A 16,476-nucleotide genomic window follows, 5' to 3' on the forward strand; every position below is an offset into this window, starting at 1 on the left:
CAAATAACAAATTACAAGCTTGATTAATTTTTCCAAGCAGCTATGACAGTAATAGGAAGTTCTTCTGTAAATCTTCCAGAAGGCTCTACTTTTAGCAGAGATTCTCTAAGGTCAGCTTCAAATTTTTTTCTATTTTCCGCATTACCAAAGAAAGAAGGTAAACAAAAAGCTGTGGAATATAGATAGCCAATGTATGAGTCAATTGTCCAAGATTTCTCATATTTAACTTCATAGTTAGCTTGGCGACTAAATGATGATTTCTCGATAATTTCTTCGTGGGGAATTGCTAAAGGTTGCCATTCTCCTTGACCACCTTGACCTGTGCGGCGTTTTTCACCTAACCAACGCTGTACAATCGAAATGGCAGTTTGTTTCCACGGATGTTCGCTATTCCAGGGGTCTTCATAAGTTTTGATAATCGCCAGACCACCATTATTAGAAAGTAAATTGTAGATATGGTCTATAACTAATTCTCGCTGCATCCAGTGAAAAGCTCTACCAATTGTCACTAGTTGGAATTTACCAACAGCAAGAGAAATATTTTCTGCTCTATCTTTTACCCAACTTATGTTTGTTGCACCCACTTCTGCTGCTTGGCGTTGCGCTTCTAAAAGCATATCCGCATCTGGATCTAAACCGATAACTTCTTTGAATTGATCGCGTAAAGGAATAGCAATTAAGCCTGCACCACAGCCTAAATCTAATAATCTTCCTTGCCCATCTAATTGAAACTTATCGGTGAGTAAATCGAATAACACAGGTGGATACTGGGGTCGATAACGAGCATAGTACCAAGCTGCACCTTCAAATAAAGTTGGGTCATAAGCAGGAATTGTTGTCATATATTTAATGTCAAAATTTAAATTTAAAAATATGCTTTTTAGGTGAGTGATTAACTGCAACAAGTTTAAAAATGATATTGATTCAATCAAAACTATTGCAGTTATCCACTCACAATCTCAATACCTAAAACGGACGGCTTCCAGCTAAACTTACACGCTTTAATATCCGTCTTTCGCTGGGGTCAAATGGTGTTCTGTGGTGCAAAGTAGCTTGATTATCCCAGTAAACAATATCGCCTACAGACCATTTATGTTGATAATAAAACTGTGGCTGATTGAGATGTTGACGTAATTGAGCAATTAATTCTGCTCCCTCTTGTGGTTCTAAACCAACAACCTCTACTTCTGTGGCGTAATCGAGGTATAGAATTTTTTTGCCACTTTCTGGATGTGTGCGTACTAGAGGATGGGGATAAACAGGGCTAATTAATGGAATACTCTGATCCAAGCGATAGTTGGAACGAGGTGCATTGCGATCGCGCAAAAATGGATTGTAAGTAATCAGCTGTAAGTCTGCTATCCGCTTCTTAGTAAACTCATCTAACGTCTCATAGGCCAAATTTAAATTCAACCATGAAGTCTCGCCACCTTGGGAAGGAACTTCTAACGCATAGAGTAGAGAACCGCTAGAGGGATAGGGAGTCCAATGGTGATCGCAATGAAAAGCTAATTCACCCGTACCTGTATAACCACCATCGACATTAGAAACAGGAATAATTACTGGTGTAGCGCCTGTTTCCGAAGCCAACACAGGGATATTCTGCGGTGGTATAAATAGAGAGCCAAAGTAGAATGCAAAATTTAAAAACTGCTCATCACTCAGCTGTTGATTTTTGAAGATGAGAATATGGCGATCGCGCAATGCTTGCTTTAGTTGCAAAATAATTTCTGGCGCAATAGCTTGACTCGTATCTAATCCTGTAACTACAGCACCTAAAGGCGCATCTAAAGGCGAAATTTTAACTTCTGTTAACGTTAGCGTCGGCATAGTATTCTTGAATTTTGAAAATAGGTAATGGGTAATAGGTAATGGGTAATTGGTAATGGGTAATCAGAATTTCTCACCTTGTCCCCCTCATCTCCCCAGTCCCCTCATCTCCCAATACTTGTCGGTTAAGGGGAAAAGGGGAAGGGGAAAAGGGGCAAGAAAAAACCTTTAACCCTTACCCTTTCGCCTTTTCCCCAAACCAAATTAAGAGTTTAAAATCCTTAACCGAGCAGTATTGCCTCATCTCCCTACTGTTTTGCTAAAACATCTTGAGGCGTAATTTTGGCATACTCTTCAGGTGTTAAAAATCCCTCTTTGACATCTACTTTTTTAGGTATTAATCCCAGCGCGTACCATTTGTCAGCCACTTCTTGTTGCTTAGTAATGATTTTCTCCGTGATTGGTACTAACGAGAAATCATATTTACTATGCATTGCTTCTAATGTTGGTACATCCAGTTGTGTCACCGGTGCAAGTAATTCGGCAATTTCTTTTTGATTTTGTTTAGACCAAATTTGAGCTTTTTGTAGTTCATCCAAAAAGGCTTTGATTACTTCTGGATTTTCTTGATAAAATTTGCGGGTTGTGGAGTAGAAATTGTTAGTGTCTCGCAAACCGTTACCGCCATCTATGAGCACACGACCGACTTTGTTTTGCACGTTTCTCGTAACAAATGGTTCCCAAATAAACCAAGCATCTATCTTACCTTGATTAAATGCCACATTAGCATCTGGAGGTGGCAGAAAAACAGACTGGACATCAGATAGTTTTAGTCCTTCTTTTTCTAAAGCTCTAACTAACAAGTAATGACCAATAGATGCTTTCTGGAAACCTACTTTTTTCCCTTTTAGATCTTTAACACTTTTAATGTTAGATTTGCTAGGAACTAAAAGTGAAATTGCTTGACCATCAGAGGAATTGGCAGCTAAATAAACTAAAGGTGTTCCTGCAGCTTGGGCAAAAACTGGTGGTGATTCTGCTGTAGAAGCAATATCTAAACCATTGGCATTTAATGCTTCTAATTGTTGTGGCCCTGCTGCAAATTCAGGCCATTCTAACTTGTATCCCAAGTCTGCTAATCTTTTTTCAAGTTTACCTTGTTTCTCAACTACAGCTAGAGCAGTTAGTTGCTTAGATCGGACAATTCTAATAACTTTCTGGCTGCTAGAGTTACTAGCAGTAGTTGTGGTATTAGATGTAGTAGCTGTATTCGATGAAGCTGAATCAGCTTGTTTTTGAGAAGTTTTATTTGACGTACTGCAACTAAATAGTGTTGTAGATAAAACTAAGCTATAACCTAAAGCAAATAACGCTGAACGACGAGTAATATGACCGCGTTTCCAAGATTCAAATTTATGTTTCAGACTTTGCATTAATCAGCTTTCCTCCGCCTTAAAAATCGTGAAAAATCTATCAATCTGCTAAATTCATAACCTACTAGCTTAAGGACTTCGGTTATATATATTTTTTTTGCTCTTGAATGGAGATGTCATGGGATGTTGTTAAGTATGGGTGCGCTGTAGTAAATCTGGGAATATCTAAAAAAATATAATTATAGTTTCTTGATAATCTTTAAATTGAGTAATTAAGGTGGAGTGACCCACCTTAAGATAGATTCATGAGAGGGTTACTGTGATGGAAAATTGTATTATTAAAATGGATGGTAAATTAAAACCTGTTGCAGATTAAATTAGTTGAATTAAACAACCATCTAGCACAGTTTAAAAAACAGCAAAAAGTAATTATCAATTACCAATTTTAACGCTGATTTTAGGTAGGGGAAGCGCTGTGTAATGCCCGCGAATAATAGAGATTTACACAACACTTCCCTGGCGGAGGCAAAATATTTAATAAGCTTGGTTCAATATTGTTGTAGTGATAATTGGAAATAGAACTGTACGTGGTCCGATCCATACCGAGAGAGTAGGTAGTGGATTTCATTGAACTATTTACTACGAAAAGCATCAGGTACATTTTCTTGAAAGCAATCAAAAATCGTCATCCCACCCACGAAGATATTCTCAGAATATGGATAGCAGCCATGTCTTGTTCGTTTACAGACTGATCATTAAAGCTGCAAATACGTGGGAAGAGGAGAAAGAGGTTTCCGATTTTTGCACAGATATGGAATTTCTAACTGATTAGCCTGTCTTACACTGTTACAGATGAGAAAGTAAATGAGTCTGCTGCTAATCCTGGTTCGCGCTCCGGCTGACCCATCACTCGTTGTAATATCTTTTCTACTGTCTGAGCTAGTGCTACATCTCCTCTGACTCGTGGACGTGGCAAATTAATCTCTAAATCCAAACCAATCTGACCATTTTCAATGAGTAAGACTCTATCTGCTAGTACAACAGCTTCTTCCACATCGTGAGTAATTAGTAATGCGGTAAATCCTTGTTCTTGCCATAATTTTTCTAGTAATTGCTGCATTTCAATACGTGTGAGTGCATCCAATGCGCCTAGAGGCTCATCTAGCAGCAATAAAGCGGGGCTACTTGCTAAGGCTCTAGCTAACGCTACCCGTTGGCGTTGTCCTCCAGATAAGACAGATGGCCATTCATGGGCTCTATCTTCTAATCCTACAGCGCGCAATACTTGCAAAGCTGTTTGCTTTGCTAACACTTTTGAGTTAGTACCTAATAAACCTAATTCCACATTTGATAGTACTCTCTGCCAAGGTAGTAACCGCGCATCCTGAAACATCATCCGAATCTCTGGGTTAATCCGATGGTGAAAATGTTGATCGTTTAAAAATACACCACCTCCAGTGGGTGCATCCAGTCCAGCAATCAGCCGTAACATTGTACTTTTACCACAACCACTGCGCCCAACTATAGCGACAAATTCCCCAGGCTCGATATCTAAATCAATATTCTGCAAAACTGTCTTGTCTCCAAAGGACTTGGTTAATCCTTGTAGTTTTAAATGCATCCCTCGTACTGGATATGTCATTCTACAAATCTCCTTTTTTTCCTCTCATATCAGTCAAATTACTAACTGTTTCTAGATGGCTAGAGAAGCCTATTAGTCAGAAAAAATACCAGCAAAATAAACTTATATGGTCTACAGTGACTCTATTTCTCATCTGATTGATGCGGTATGAAGACCAATTACCTTAGCTAATATCTGAAAAGAATGTCATTAACTACGATTACAACAAGATTTTTTTGAGTGACACTGCTTTTCCTCCTTTAAACTTCGGTAATCTCAAAACCTTCTTAGAAGACGCTTACACCAGTAATTTGCCTAATTTTTGATCATTGCTTGATAGCAAACTACGGTAATTTGGTCAGAATTTAGTAGTATGTTTATAGTAGTCTCACATAGGTGGGGCGAAAAGGCAAGTAGCTTTTAACAAAAAAACTTACAAACTGTGTTGACAGCTACATACTTGAGAGACTATCAACAAATAAATTATTCCTGCTCAGAAGAGACAGAGAAAAAAACATAAAAATTAAACCCCACTTTCTCGTTGTTGAAAGTAGGGTTAATGCTGAAAATAGATTTAATAGATAAAACTAGTACAAGTCGGCGTAAATAGCGCAAAGTTGGCGGTGTCGGTTTCCGTCCCGCCAAACTTTGTAAGAGAAACATACCATCTGTAATTGCTAAAAGGCTTGTGGTATAACTATTCTTTCTTTTGACTTTTGACTTTTGACTTTTGACTTTTGCCTTGTTGTACTAGGTATCCTACAAAAAATTATCGTAGTTCAAAACCCAAATTTTGCAAAACTTCCCGCAGGCGATCGCGTCCGGATAAAGACTGAGCAAAAGCCACGCGTTTAGCCGAATGTTCTGTCCAATCACCAGGAATATTCATCTTCTGAGACTGGTAAAAAGCTGTCATTGCCTGGTTATAAGCAGCAATATCCTCTTCCTTGTCTGCTAGTTTGTAAGTTTCGCGATGCAACACAGTTGTTTGAGGTAAGCGTGGTTTAATCGCTGTTTCCACGGCGCTATCAGCATATCCAACACACAAGCCAAAAACAGCAAACACTTGTTTGGGTAGCTCTAAAACCTGCGCCACTTCTTCTGGTTTGTTACGTAACGCCCCAATATATACTGTTCCTAATCCTAACGACTCTGCCGCTACTACAGCATTTTGCGCCGCTAAAGCTGCATCAATCGCCGCCATCAAAAAAATCTCCAGATAATCTAAACCCTCATGAGGTAATCCCCGACTTTCCGCAATCTGCGCTAGCCTTGCTAAATCCGCTAACCACACCAAAAATAATGGAGCCTGGCGAATATGGGCTTGATTATTAGCCAGTTGAGATAGTTTTTCTTTACGGCTGGGATCTTCTACCGCTACTACACTCCATGTTTGGAGATTTGAGGATGTAGCTGCTGACTGCGCCGCAGCTACTAAAGTTTCTAAGGTTCCTGGAGGTAAAGCATCGCTTAAGTAAGCCCGAATTGAACGGTGAGATAGCAGAGAAGTGATGAAGTCATTTACAGGTAGCTCTGCATTGACTTGGCTATTGCCGTAACGATGATTAAACAATTCGGTAAAATTAGGCATAAGTTACTAGTCAAACGAGAAGTGTTTACTATTGATGAGCGATCGCTATAGGAAGGAGTCCCAATGAAAAAAATTTCATCACCAACCATGAAAGTCGAGGTGGGGATTTTTACTCAGCACTTTTAAGCTAGAAGAGGAGAGCAGGTGTAGGGAAAGCTTTGCATTCACCTTTTGAGATCATATCCAGCATCTCAGGGTTTAAACAGGCATTTTTTCCTATCAACTTCAGCTGCAAATGTACGGAATTTTTTTCACAATCAAATAGGATACCTGTAGTTTTTTTCTAGAGTAATTTTCTCTCCTTCATAAGCAAGAGCCTGATCGCCAGCCTTGGCAGATCGCAAATAAAATTTCCGAAGGTTAAAAATCAAAAGATAGATCCCCGACTTTTTATAAAAGTAGGGGATCTGAGCAGCACAAAATGTCACCAATTAAATAGGATTGCTAGATATTAGCTATACCTATATTTTTGGTGAAAAGGCTGCATATTGTTCTGGTGAAAGCATTGCTTCCTTCACATCAATTTGTTTAGGAATCAATTTCAATTCATAGAATTTGTCAGCGACTTTCTGCTGTATAGCAATTAAATTGCTATCAATGGGCACAATACCAAATTTCTTGCGCTGTGTAGCTTTTTGCATTGTTTCTAAATCAATGCCTAACACAGGTGAGAGCGTGGCAGCTACTTCATCTCGATGTTTATCTGACCAATCTTCAAGGGTTTTAATTTCCTCTAACATTGACTTAATGATTTCGGGATTTTCGGTAGCAAATTTGCGACTAGCTAGGTAATATCCTCCTTGCTTGTTCACTTCTGTGCCATCAATCAAAACACGAGCATTAATTGCTTTTTGTGCTGCAGCATAAAATGGATCCCAAATTACCCAAGCATCTAAGCTTCCTTTTACTAATGCTGCTCTTGCATCAGCAGGTGGTAGATATATTGGTTGAATATCACTGTATTTCAAGCCAAATTTTTCTAACACTTGTAACAGCAGATAATGAGCGCTGGAACCTTTTTGAAAGGCGATTTTTTTGCCCTTCAGGTCAGTGACAGTTTTAATCGGAGAATCTGGCGGAACCAGAATAGCTTGACCCGCAGGGCTAGGCGCAATTCCCGCAATGTATGTTAATGATGCTCCTGCAGCTTGGGCAAAGATTGGTGGTGATTCTCCGGTATGACCAAAATCAATACTACCAACATTCATTGCTTCTAAAAGCTGTGGCCCAGCAGGAAATTCTATCCACTGTACAGAGACACCTTGAGGTTGTAACCGCTTTTCTAAAACGCCTTTACTCTTGAGAAGAATGGCGGATTTTTGATAGCCAAACTTGACTACAGATGTTTTAGGTTGATTAGAATTATTAGCAGAAGTAGTATTATTGCTGCCATTATTAGCTGTGCAAGATGAAAATAAAAGGCTGAGACATAAGCTAGCAATAAAAGCCCCAGCCACCGGAAGACGCACAAGGGAAAAGATACTATTTTGACGCGCAAATTGAGTGAATTGGAATATATTCAATCTGGCGAACAAACGCTGAAAAATCGAACTCATCATCAGAATTTACCTATCTGAGATCCTTGATTATACATTAAGCTAATCAAGTTACCGTAGTTTAGTGAGATAAAACTGCGATCGCACATTGAATAGGTAAGATTATTCGAGATGAATATTTAGTTAAAACTATTAATCCCAAATTGGGTGATTCTGCTTAGAAAGTGAAAGTAGTACGCAGAGCGCCTACCCAAATTGGATCATTGTTAGCGTTAGCTTCTGGATTAGTAATGACAAACAACGTCGGGGTCACACTAATGTTGTCATTAAATCTATAGGTATAAAAACCCTCTATATGAAAAGAGGTATCATTATCTCTGCGAGCAGCTACATCATTACTCGTAACTTTGGGTGGGATACCAAAGACAAACCCAGCCAAATTACCTTTTTTCCCTAAATCTGGAAGCGCTAGAGTTAGTGCGGTGTTAATGATAGTTGCATCATTACTAGTGCCTTCTTGATGGGCTTGTGTATAACCAAACCAGCCACTTATATGGAAAGCACGACTAGCTTTCCAGTTAACTTGCACCCCAAAGTTATCTGAGGATGTGGGTGCTAAACCAAATGGACGAGCAGCGTTAGCAGTACCTGTACCACCAGTAATGTTGTAACCAGACCCAGGCGCTACAACTACTGTACCGTTGGGGCCGGGAGAAACCGGAGTGGGGAAGTATTTACGGGCGTAGGCAAAACTAATATCTAGACTGCGACTAGGGGTAAAAGTTAACTGTGCTAGTGCTTCATAAGCATTACCAAACAATCCACCTGCATTAGTGGCGTTTCCTCCAGGATTACTACCTAAAGCATCATCTACGATATAACCTGCGTTGAATTGGAGTTGATTGCTAAATTTATGGGCGAAAGCTAAACCAGCGCCGTCAAAACCAGGTCGGTAAATTACAGGGTTGAAGAGTCCAAATCGTGATAGGGTTCCAGTTTGGGCGTTACCGACTAAGGGATTAAGTGTAGGCGCAAAAGTTACAGGTTGCAGCCCCCTCGCACCTACCCAGACGTTAGTGTTTTTCCCGAATGGAAAGCGATAGAACAATCTATCAAGATAAAGATTACTATCTGCTGCATAACCAGTACTGCGTTCTGTATTAAACCGGGTTTGGTTGGTTCCGGTTAGCGGTGTACCACCAACAGAAGTCGCACCGCCTAAAGCCACAAAGTTAGATGCCGTTAAGCTAGTTGTTAACTGGTCTTTGCCAGTAAAGCTAGTTTGTAGAGCCAGGGTTGCACGATAGCCTAAAAAAGTATTGGTATTATCTCTGTTTGTACCTACACGATTACCAAAGCTATCAGCAATAAAGAATTGTGCTAAACCTTGCAGTTTGGTAGTTGTAGAAAATTGAGTGGCTTCTAACTTGGCAGAACGCGCTTCGAGAGAGTCTACTCTTCCTCGTAAAGTGGCAAGTTCGGCAGAAAATTGTTCTTGCAGCTTTTGCAGAGTATTTAAATCTTCTTGCTTCACTAAATCAGCAGTACTAGTTGCAATCAATTCGTTGAGGCGGTCAAGCGCTGCATTTAAACCAGCTGCAAATTCATATCTTGTGAGGGCGCGGTTCCCCTTAAATGTGCCATCGGGATAGCCAGCAATTACCCCATAGCGCTCAACTAAAGACTGTAGCGCCTGGAATGCCCAATCGGTAGGCTGAACATCAGATAGTTGTGAGACAGAAGTGACTTGTCCTAAATCGCTATTTGGTGTTGAGGTTGTAGGCTGTATAACTGGAACTTGTGCAATGGGACTCAAAGGTGTTGTCTCAATGACAGATGGTTTTGATTCTGTAGTAGCTGAGGCTGTTAAATTAGCCTTAAGCACAGTTTTCTTTACATCTGGTAATTTAGTTATTGGAGTTTCTGCTTCTTTTTGAGCAGGAACTTCTTGAGCAAGAGTTTTCGCGCTAGTTGCTAATAAAAGCAGCACTACAAACGTTGGTAAGGTCAGCAATAAATTCCCAAAAATTTTTTTCATTTTGATTGAACAAACAATTCGATCTAGGACAAATCCTCTGTACTGCCAAAGACATCAAGCAAATAACTTAGTTAAATTTTTTAGAAATTTTATGCTTGAAGTTGGCAGTGTCATTATCTTTCAGACTCCAGCTTCTATCTGGAGAGTGAGTTACAAATCTCCGTCACAATTTTTCTCTTCTAAGTACAAAATTCAAAGAGAGAAAATCACTTTGTAGTTACTACCAAATTACCTGTCGCGATTAAAGTCCGGTAATTTGGTCGAATTTTAGTAGATTTAATATTACAGGATACCAGTATTTCAGAAAAACTGTAGAGAATGAGTATTTTTAGTTACATACTCTCTATATTTTTAAAATTCCCAAAATAAACTTGTTTATGTGAGTAATGTCTGGTAGTATACTTTTTTAGTATTAACTCCGGCAAATCAGTAAATTAATAGTATTTTACGATTTTTCCCAAATCTTATGTATGGGATAAGCCAAAAATGCCAAATCTAAAATCCCAAATTATTTAATGCTTTGACTTTTGGTGAAATCCAGCAGATTTTATCTCTTACAAGGTAAACCCGTAGCGGTTAAGATACCCGCACCACAAGATTGATCAGCTAATAGGCATTTAAGTTGCATGATTGGGGTAGGCAAGATAACTACCTCATAAGAGATTGATAAAATTTAATCTGCAAATTAGATGTGTTTTAGCTCATATAAATTTAATTGTTGTACCTCATCTAGCTGTAATCTGCTGTAAAAGTAATTAAGAGAATTGATGCAGAAATTATGAAATACAACCAACTCGGCGAAAGTGATTTAAAAGTTTCTGAAATTTGTTTGGGAACTATGACTTATGGGCATCAAAATACTATTGAAGAAGCCCATCAGCAACTAGACTATGCTATTGCTCACGGAGTGAACTTTCTTGATACGGCGGAAATGTACCCAGTCCCACCTCGTGGCGAAACTCAGGGAAAAACAGAAGCTTACATTGGCGAATGGTTGAGAAAACAGCAACGGGATCAACTAATTGTTGCTACTAAAATTGCTGGGCCTGGTCGTCCATTTAAATGGCTGCGGGACGGAAATATCAAAATTGATAGTAAGAATATTCAGCAAGCGGTAGATGATAGTTTGAGGCGCTTGCAAACAGATTATATCGATTTGTACCAGATTCATTGGCCCGATCGCTATGTTCCAACTTTTGGTCAAACAGAGTATAAGCCAGAGTTAGAACGAGAAACTGTGAAGATTTCTGAGCAATTAGCAGCCTTTGCAGAAGTTATCAAAGCAGGTAAAGTCCGCTATATCGGTTTGAGTAATGAAACTCCTTGGGGCGTAACTAAATTTGTTCATGCTGCGAAAAAGTTGGGATTACCTAAAGTAGTCTCAATTCAGAATGCTTATAACTTGCTAAATCGCGTTTTTGATTCCGCCTTAGCAGAAGTTTCGCATTACACAAATGTTGGTTTACTTGCCTACAGTCCGCTAGGATTTGGTTTGTTAACAGGCAAGTACATAGAAAATAGCAACCTAGAAAATACTCGCTTAAGTCTATTTCCCGGTTTTGGACAACGTTATCTCAAACAAAATGTCAATGAAGCTGTAGCAGCTTATGCGGAAATCGCCAAAAAACATAATTTAACACCTGCTCAATTAGCTTTAGCCTTCGTGCGGAGTCGCTGGTTTGTGAGTAGTACAATTATTGGTGCTACAACGCTACAACAACTACAAGAAAACATTGAAAGTGTAAATGTAGTTCTTAACCCAGAGATTTTAGCAGAGTTAGACGCAGTTCATACAAGTTATCCCAATCCAGCGCCATAATTTGTGTCAGATGCTCTGGCGCTAAAAACACAGATTTTTTGGTGTTGACTGTTGACTGTTAACTGTCAGCAGTCAACTAAACCTGATGACTGAAAGTCCTGATTACGGAATATATTTTTAATAAAAATTTATAAATTTCAGCTTATATTTAATATTCTACGCAAATAGATACGGCAAAGATGATAGAGATATTTTGCATAAAATATGCGGATTGAGGCAATATTTTTTGGTTTTTAATTTTAACAATGCTGCTTTTGATTGAGGATTTGAACTTTGATCAAAACACCCTCTTGATTTTTGTAAAAAATTATGCAAGGCTTTTATTGAAAATAAATACTGTAACTTGACCGATTAACCGTAATTTATGGTATTGTAAATGCCAGTGCTACAACAATATGCATTGATTAACTGTTCTAATGAACATCATTGTAGTTAGTAACTGGCATATTTATTGCATGATTATCTGAGTTTTTTAGTTCATAAGCTAAATATTGAGGCGAGGAATTCAATGAGTAGTCCCCATTGGCGATCGCAGAATTCATCTACTATTGATGTTGACCCTAACTTACACACAGATGTTCTAGTTATTGGTGGTGGCCCGGCTGGTACGTGGGCTGCTTGGAGTGCTGCATCTGCTGGTGCCAAGGTGGTTTTAGTCGATAAAGGTTACTGCGGTACGAGTGGTTGTGCAGCAGCATCGGGTAATGGTGTATGGTATATACCTCCTGATGCAGAAGCTAGAGAAGCTGCAAAAGCCAGTCGCGAAGCCTTGGGGGGATTTTTAGCCAATCGTACCTGGATGGATCGGGTACTGGATCAGACATATACCAACGTCAACCTATTAGCAGAGTGGGGCTATCCTTTTCCTGTTGATGAAGAGGGTAAACCCTATCGGCGCAGTCTCCAGGGGCCAGAATATATGCGCCTGATGCGGAAGCAAATTAAGCGGGTAGGTGTAACAATTTTAGATAATAGCCCTGCCTTGCAATTATTAGTAGACGCAAAAGGTGCTGTTGCTGGGGCAACTGGAATTAACCGTCAGACTGGTAAGCAATGGGTTGTACGTGCAGGTGGAGTAATCATTGCAACGGGTGGTTGTGCTTTCTTAAGTAAAGCCTTAGGTTGCAATGTCCTGACTGGGGATGGATACCTCATGGCAGCAGAAGCGGGTGCAGAGATGTCAGGGATGGAGTTTTCTAACGCATATGGCATCTCTCCCGCCTTTTCTTCGGTTACCAAAACCCTGTTTTACAATTGGGCAACTTTCACATACGAAGATGGCACCCCGATACCTGGTGCAGGTTCTCAAAGAGGGCGTTCGGTAATTGCCCAAACGCTGTTAACACAGCCTGTATATGCCATCTTGGATAAAGCAAATGAAGAGATGCAGGCAAATATGCGGAAAGCACAGCCGAATTTCTTCTTACCTTTTGATCGTGCGGGTATTGATCCCTTTAACCAACGTTTCCCCGTTACCTTGCGTTTAGAAGGAACAGTACGCGGTACAGGTGGGATTCGGATTGTTGATTCTAGTTGTGCTGCATCAGTCCCCGGACTTTACGCTGCTGGTGATGCTGCTACCAGAGAATTAATTTGTGGTGGTTTTACTGGTGGTGGTAGTCATAATGCAGCTTGGGCAATTGCTTCTGGTTACTGGGCGGGTAAATCTGCGGCTGAATACGCCCAAAGTTTAGGAGAGTGGGGAACTCAGCGCCCTGTGCAAGGTGTTGGTGAGGCTGGATTGATTAGTGGTAGCCAACATCAAATCAAGGCTGAAGAGGTGATCCAAGCTACCCAAGCTGAAGTTTTCCCTTACGATCGCAATCTTTTCCGTACAGAACAAACTTTAACTGGATCATTGCAGAGATTAGATAACCTTTGGCAAGAAATTCGTAGTAGTCAAGCTGGGAATCAGCAAAATATTATTCAGGTTCGAGAAGCTGCTGCAATGGTGGCTACAGCGCGATGGATGTATAACAGCGCTTTAGAACGGAAAGAAACTCGCGGTATGCACAAGCATTTAGACTTTCCAGAGATTGATGTTCATCAGCAACACTATTTAGTTAGTGGTGGGTTGGACAAAGTTTGGGTGAGAAATGAGCGATTGGGGAGTGAGAAGGAATTGGTAGGCGTGTCTCCTTAATTATCTTTTTTTCTCACGCAGAGGAGGCAGCGCGTTGCGGGGTTTCCCCCCGTTGTAGCGACTGCCGTCGAGCAGAGGCGCAAAGGAAGAACGCAAGATTATCCTCTGAAAGTTAGTTCAACAATGCGCCTCATTCTCAATCCGTCTTGAAAAGTTTGCTCAAGTCGGGGAACCCGCCCACCCAACGCCAGTTGCTTCAAGCCGGGGAACCCGTCCAACGCACTGGCTCAACTTTCCGCAAAATCTAAAATCTAAAATCCAAAATAGTATGATTGAGTTAGTTAGTGCGTCGCGGTGTATTCAATGTAATATTTGCGTGAATGTTTGCCCGACAAATGTTTTTGATAGAGTGCCTGATGCACCACCTACAATTGCGAGACAAAGTGATTGTCAAACCTGTTTCATGTGTGAATTGTACTGTCCGGTGGATGCTTTATATGTAGCACCACAAGTTGATCCTCTGGATTCTGTCGATGAAACATTATTGAAAGAGGCTGAACTTTTGGGAAGCTACCGAAGAAATGTAGGTTGGGGACGCGTTGGCGAAGCCCACCGAAGGTATCGCACTTCTTCTGCCCAAGAAGATTCTACACACCAAATTCTCAAGCGGATGAAATAGTACACAACAAATTTTTAGTGGGTGATGTACGGATTATCGGGCACAACAATGTTGTGCCTCTACCTATCTAATTCATCTAAAGATAGCTGTAATTTAATTTTCTTATTTTAGCTGTATTTTCTGTGTTTTTGCGGTTTGTTGTTCATGCTTAAATTACCAACTCTAGCTTTATCGAGTTTATTATTTCTTACTACTGCTTGCAGTTCTAATCAAACTGTTTCTCAAGCGGTACCTAATCCTACAACTACAACTAAGGCGGAAGTAAAGACTTCCACATTGCGCTTAGGTTTTATTACTAACGGTAAAGTAAAAACACCAACTGGCCCGACAGGTTGGGCAATGCATCAAGGTAAACTTTTACCAGAATTGCAAAAATTAGGGATTACAGAAATCAAAACGTTGAATTTTCCTAACGGGCCTAATTTGAATGAAGCCTTGGTAGCTGGGGAAGTGGATGTAGGAATTTATGGTGATACACCTGCATTAGTTGGTAAAGCCAAAGGTTTACCCACGCGCTTGATTGGTCAAGAACAAGTAGGAACAAATGCTTGGTTATTGGCGAAGAAAAATGGCCCGAGTTCTGTAGCGGAACTTAAAGGACAGAAGGTAGCGACTTCCAAAGGTTCTTATATGCATCGCTATTTAATTGGATTATTGCAAAAGGCCGGAATTAGCGATCGCGTCAAGGTTATCCATATGCTACCAAGCGAAGCCCAAGCCGCATTAGAACGGGGAGATGTGGCTGCGATCGCAGCGTCAACGGGAACTGGGCCATTGTTAAAAGCAAAAGGCTATCCTGTGATTGATGAAGCAATTCAACACCCAGACTTACGCGGAACTAGCGTTACGGTAGCTACAGAAGATTTTTTGGCTAAACATCCAGATTTACCGCAAAAGTGGAATCAAATTAAACAAGCATCTGTGAAAGATATTCAAGCCAACCCAGAGGCTTACTACAAATTTCATGCTGATGTATCAGGATATCCTCTTGATGTGGTGAAAGCTTCTTTTCCCATCACTCAATTCCCAGTAGAACCTTTACCCAATCAAGGCGTACAACTTTTAGAAGGGACAAAGAAATTTTTAGTCTCGCAAAAATTAGCCCAATCTGATTTTAAATTAGATGATTGGATAGCGAAGCAATAAAAGATTTAAAATATCAATTCAGCAAAAGGTGGTGATTGATGAAAAAAGAAATTTGATGAAAACTGCAAAGGTTATCTTAGAAGAATTTAGGGAGTTTGGCACAAAACACTATTTTAAACTAAACAATGGGCAAGAATATCAAGGATGGATAATGGACATCTTTGATGACAAATTTAGTTTTGCAGATTCCGGGCCGCTAGCCTCAGAAGCAGAGATTGAGATTACCATTGCAATGGTAGATCTAGCGACATTATCCTACTGGGATGAAACTCAAAAGCTTTGGGTTAATACCTATTGGGATAATGCTACACAAACCTGGTTACATACTCCTGCTAGATAAAGTAAAAAGATAAAAGTAAAAAGTAAAAAGATAATACCCATATATAAATTTAGGGGATGTGACAGAGACATATTATTTATCGTTACACTTTCTGCTTAAATGGCTTGTGAACATTGTATGTTTATTGCTCGATTTTCTTTTTCGCCTAATGCTTCTAAATTAGACATTTGCAAAACTTGAGCTAAACGAGGATTGAAACCTACAGTTAAGCACTCATCGAATGGGAGATGATAGGAAATTATTCCCAATTCTGGCGTAAGCTTCTCTAATTCTAAGTTCCAAGAACGATGTAAGAATAATGCATCTAAACTTTTATCGCTTACCCATTCATATAATCTTGTTTCAGCTTCCAGTGCAAACCCTAAACGTTCTACAGGATTTGATGATGGCAAATATATACCACCTCTCTCGCTAGTAGGAAATTGAGTAACATTAAAGAAATTATTTAGGAAGTCTACTATATCTATCAGATAACTTGGATGTTCTTTAAACATAATTGAAGAAACTATAATTAATAATA

At 39.8% G+C, this 16,476-nt stretch carries 13 protein-coding genes; 5 read left to right on the forward strand and 8 right to left on the reverse strand.

Annotation, left to right across the window (positions count from 1 at the left end):
• Positions 1-23: 23 nt before the first annotated feature.
• The 7 genes from HGR01_RS06020 to HGR01_RS06050 all read right to left on the reverse strand — a co-directional run bounded on the left by HGR01_RS06020 (position 24) and on the right by HGR01_RS06050 (position 9,889).
• Positions 24-842, reverse strand: a complete 819-nt coding sequence (locus HGR01_RS06020; protein ID WP_045869330.1) for a class I SAM-dependent methyltransferase — start codon at positions 840-842, stop codon at positions 24-26.
• A gap of 124 nt (positions 843-966) precedes the next feature.
• Positions 967-1,830 carry a TauD/TfdA dioxygenase family protein gene (locus HGR01_RS06025; RefSeq protein ID WP_045869329.1) on the reverse strand — a complete coding sequence of 288 codons (864 nt, stop codon included), beginning with the start codon at positions 1,828-1,830 and terminating at the stop codon, positions 967-969.
• Positions 1,831-2,078: 248 nt separating this feature from the next.
• Positions 2,079-3,203: an aliphatic sulfonate ABC transporter substrate-binding protein gene (locus HGR01_RS06030; protein WP_045869328.1), complete on the reverse strand. Its 1,125-nt coding sequence runs from the start codon at positions 3,201-3,203 to the stop codon at positions 2,079-2,081.
• Between the two features lie 778 nt (positions 3,204-3,981).
• Positions 3,982-4,785, reverse strand: coding sequence for an ATP-binding cassette domain-containing protein (locus tag HGR01_RS06035; RefSeq protein WP_045869327.1), 804 nt, complete (start codon positions 4,783-4,785; stop codon positions 3,982-3,984).
• A 748-nt stretch (positions 4,786-5,533) separates the two neighbouring features.
• The gene (locus HGR01_RS06040; protein ID WP_045869326.1) at positions 5,534-6,355 is read right to left on the reverse strand and encodes an NADPH-dependent oxidoreductase; all 822 of its coding nucleotides are present in this window, start codon (positions 6,353-6,355) and stop codon (positions 5,534-5,536) included.
• Positions 6,356-6,816: 461 nt separating this feature from the next.
• A complete protein-coding gene (locus HGR01_RS06045) occupies positions 6,817-7,914 on the reverse strand; it encodes a sulfonate ABC transporter substrate-binding protein (RefSeq protein WP_045869325.1) in 1,098 nt (365 codons plus the stop codon).
• Between the two features lie 154 nt (positions 7,915-8,068).
• Complete coding sequence (locus tag HGR01_RS06050) at positions 8,069-9,889, reverse strand: iron uptake porin (RefSeq protein ID WP_045869324.1); 1,821 nt, start codon at positions 9,887-9,889, stop codon at positions 8,069-8,071.
• Between the two features lie 778 nt (positions 9,890-10,667).
• On the opposite strand from HGR01_RS06050, the gene HGR01_RS06055 reads away from it, so the two are divergent.
• From HGR01_RS06055 to HGR01_RS06075, 5 genes are all read left to right on the forward strand, one after another.
• Positions 10,668-11,708 carry an NADP(H)-dependent aldo-keto reductase gene (locus HGR01_RS06055; protein ID WP_045869323.1) on the forward strand — a complete coding sequence of 347 codons (1,041 nt, stop codon included), beginning with the start codon at positions 10,668-10,670 and terminating at the stop codon, positions 11,706-11,708.
• A 508-nt stretch (positions 11,709-12,216) separates the two neighbouring features.
• Positions 12,217-13,851 carry an FAD-dependent oxidoreductase gene (locus HGR01_RS06060; protein ID WP_045869322.1) on the forward strand — a complete coding sequence of 545 codons (1,635 nt, stop codon included), beginning with the start codon at positions 12,217-12,219 and terminating at the stop codon, positions 13,849-13,851.
• 268 nt (positions 13,852-14,119) lie between these two features.
• A complete protein-coding gene (locus HGR01_RS06065; RefSeq protein ID WP_045869321.1) occupies positions 14,120-14,470 on the forward strand; it encodes a ferredoxin family protein in 351 nt (116 codons plus the stop codon).
• 144 nt (positions 14,471-14,614) lie between these two features.
• Positions 14,615-15,616 (forward strand): ABC transporter substrate-binding protein, encoded by a 1,002-nt coding sequence (locus HGR01_RS06070; protein WP_045869320.1) that lies wholly within the window; start codon positions 14,615-14,617, stop codon positions 15,614-15,616.
• Positions 15,617-15,671: 55 nt separating this feature from the next.
• Positions 15,672-15,956 (forward strand): hypothetical protein, encoded by a 285-nt coding sequence (locus HGR01_RS06075; RefSeq protein WP_155539102.1) that lies wholly within the window; start codon positions 15,672-15,674, stop codon positions 15,954-15,956.
• Between the two features lie 95 nt (positions 15,957-16,051).
• Here the strand turns inward: HGR01_RS06075 and HGR01_RS06080 are convergent, their stop codons facing one another.
• A complete protein-coding gene (locus HGR01_RS06080; protein WP_052335124.1) occupies positions 16,052-16,450 on the reverse strand; it encodes a hypothetical protein in 399 nt (132 codons plus the stop codon).
• Between the last annotated feature and the right edge of the window lie 26 nt (positions 16,451-16,476).

The sequence above is a fragment of the Tolypothrix sp. PCC 7712 genome, assembly GCF_025860405.1.
GTDB lineage: Bacteria > Cyanobacteriota > Cyanobacteriia > Cyanobacteriales > Nostocaceae > Aulosira > Aulosira diplosiphon.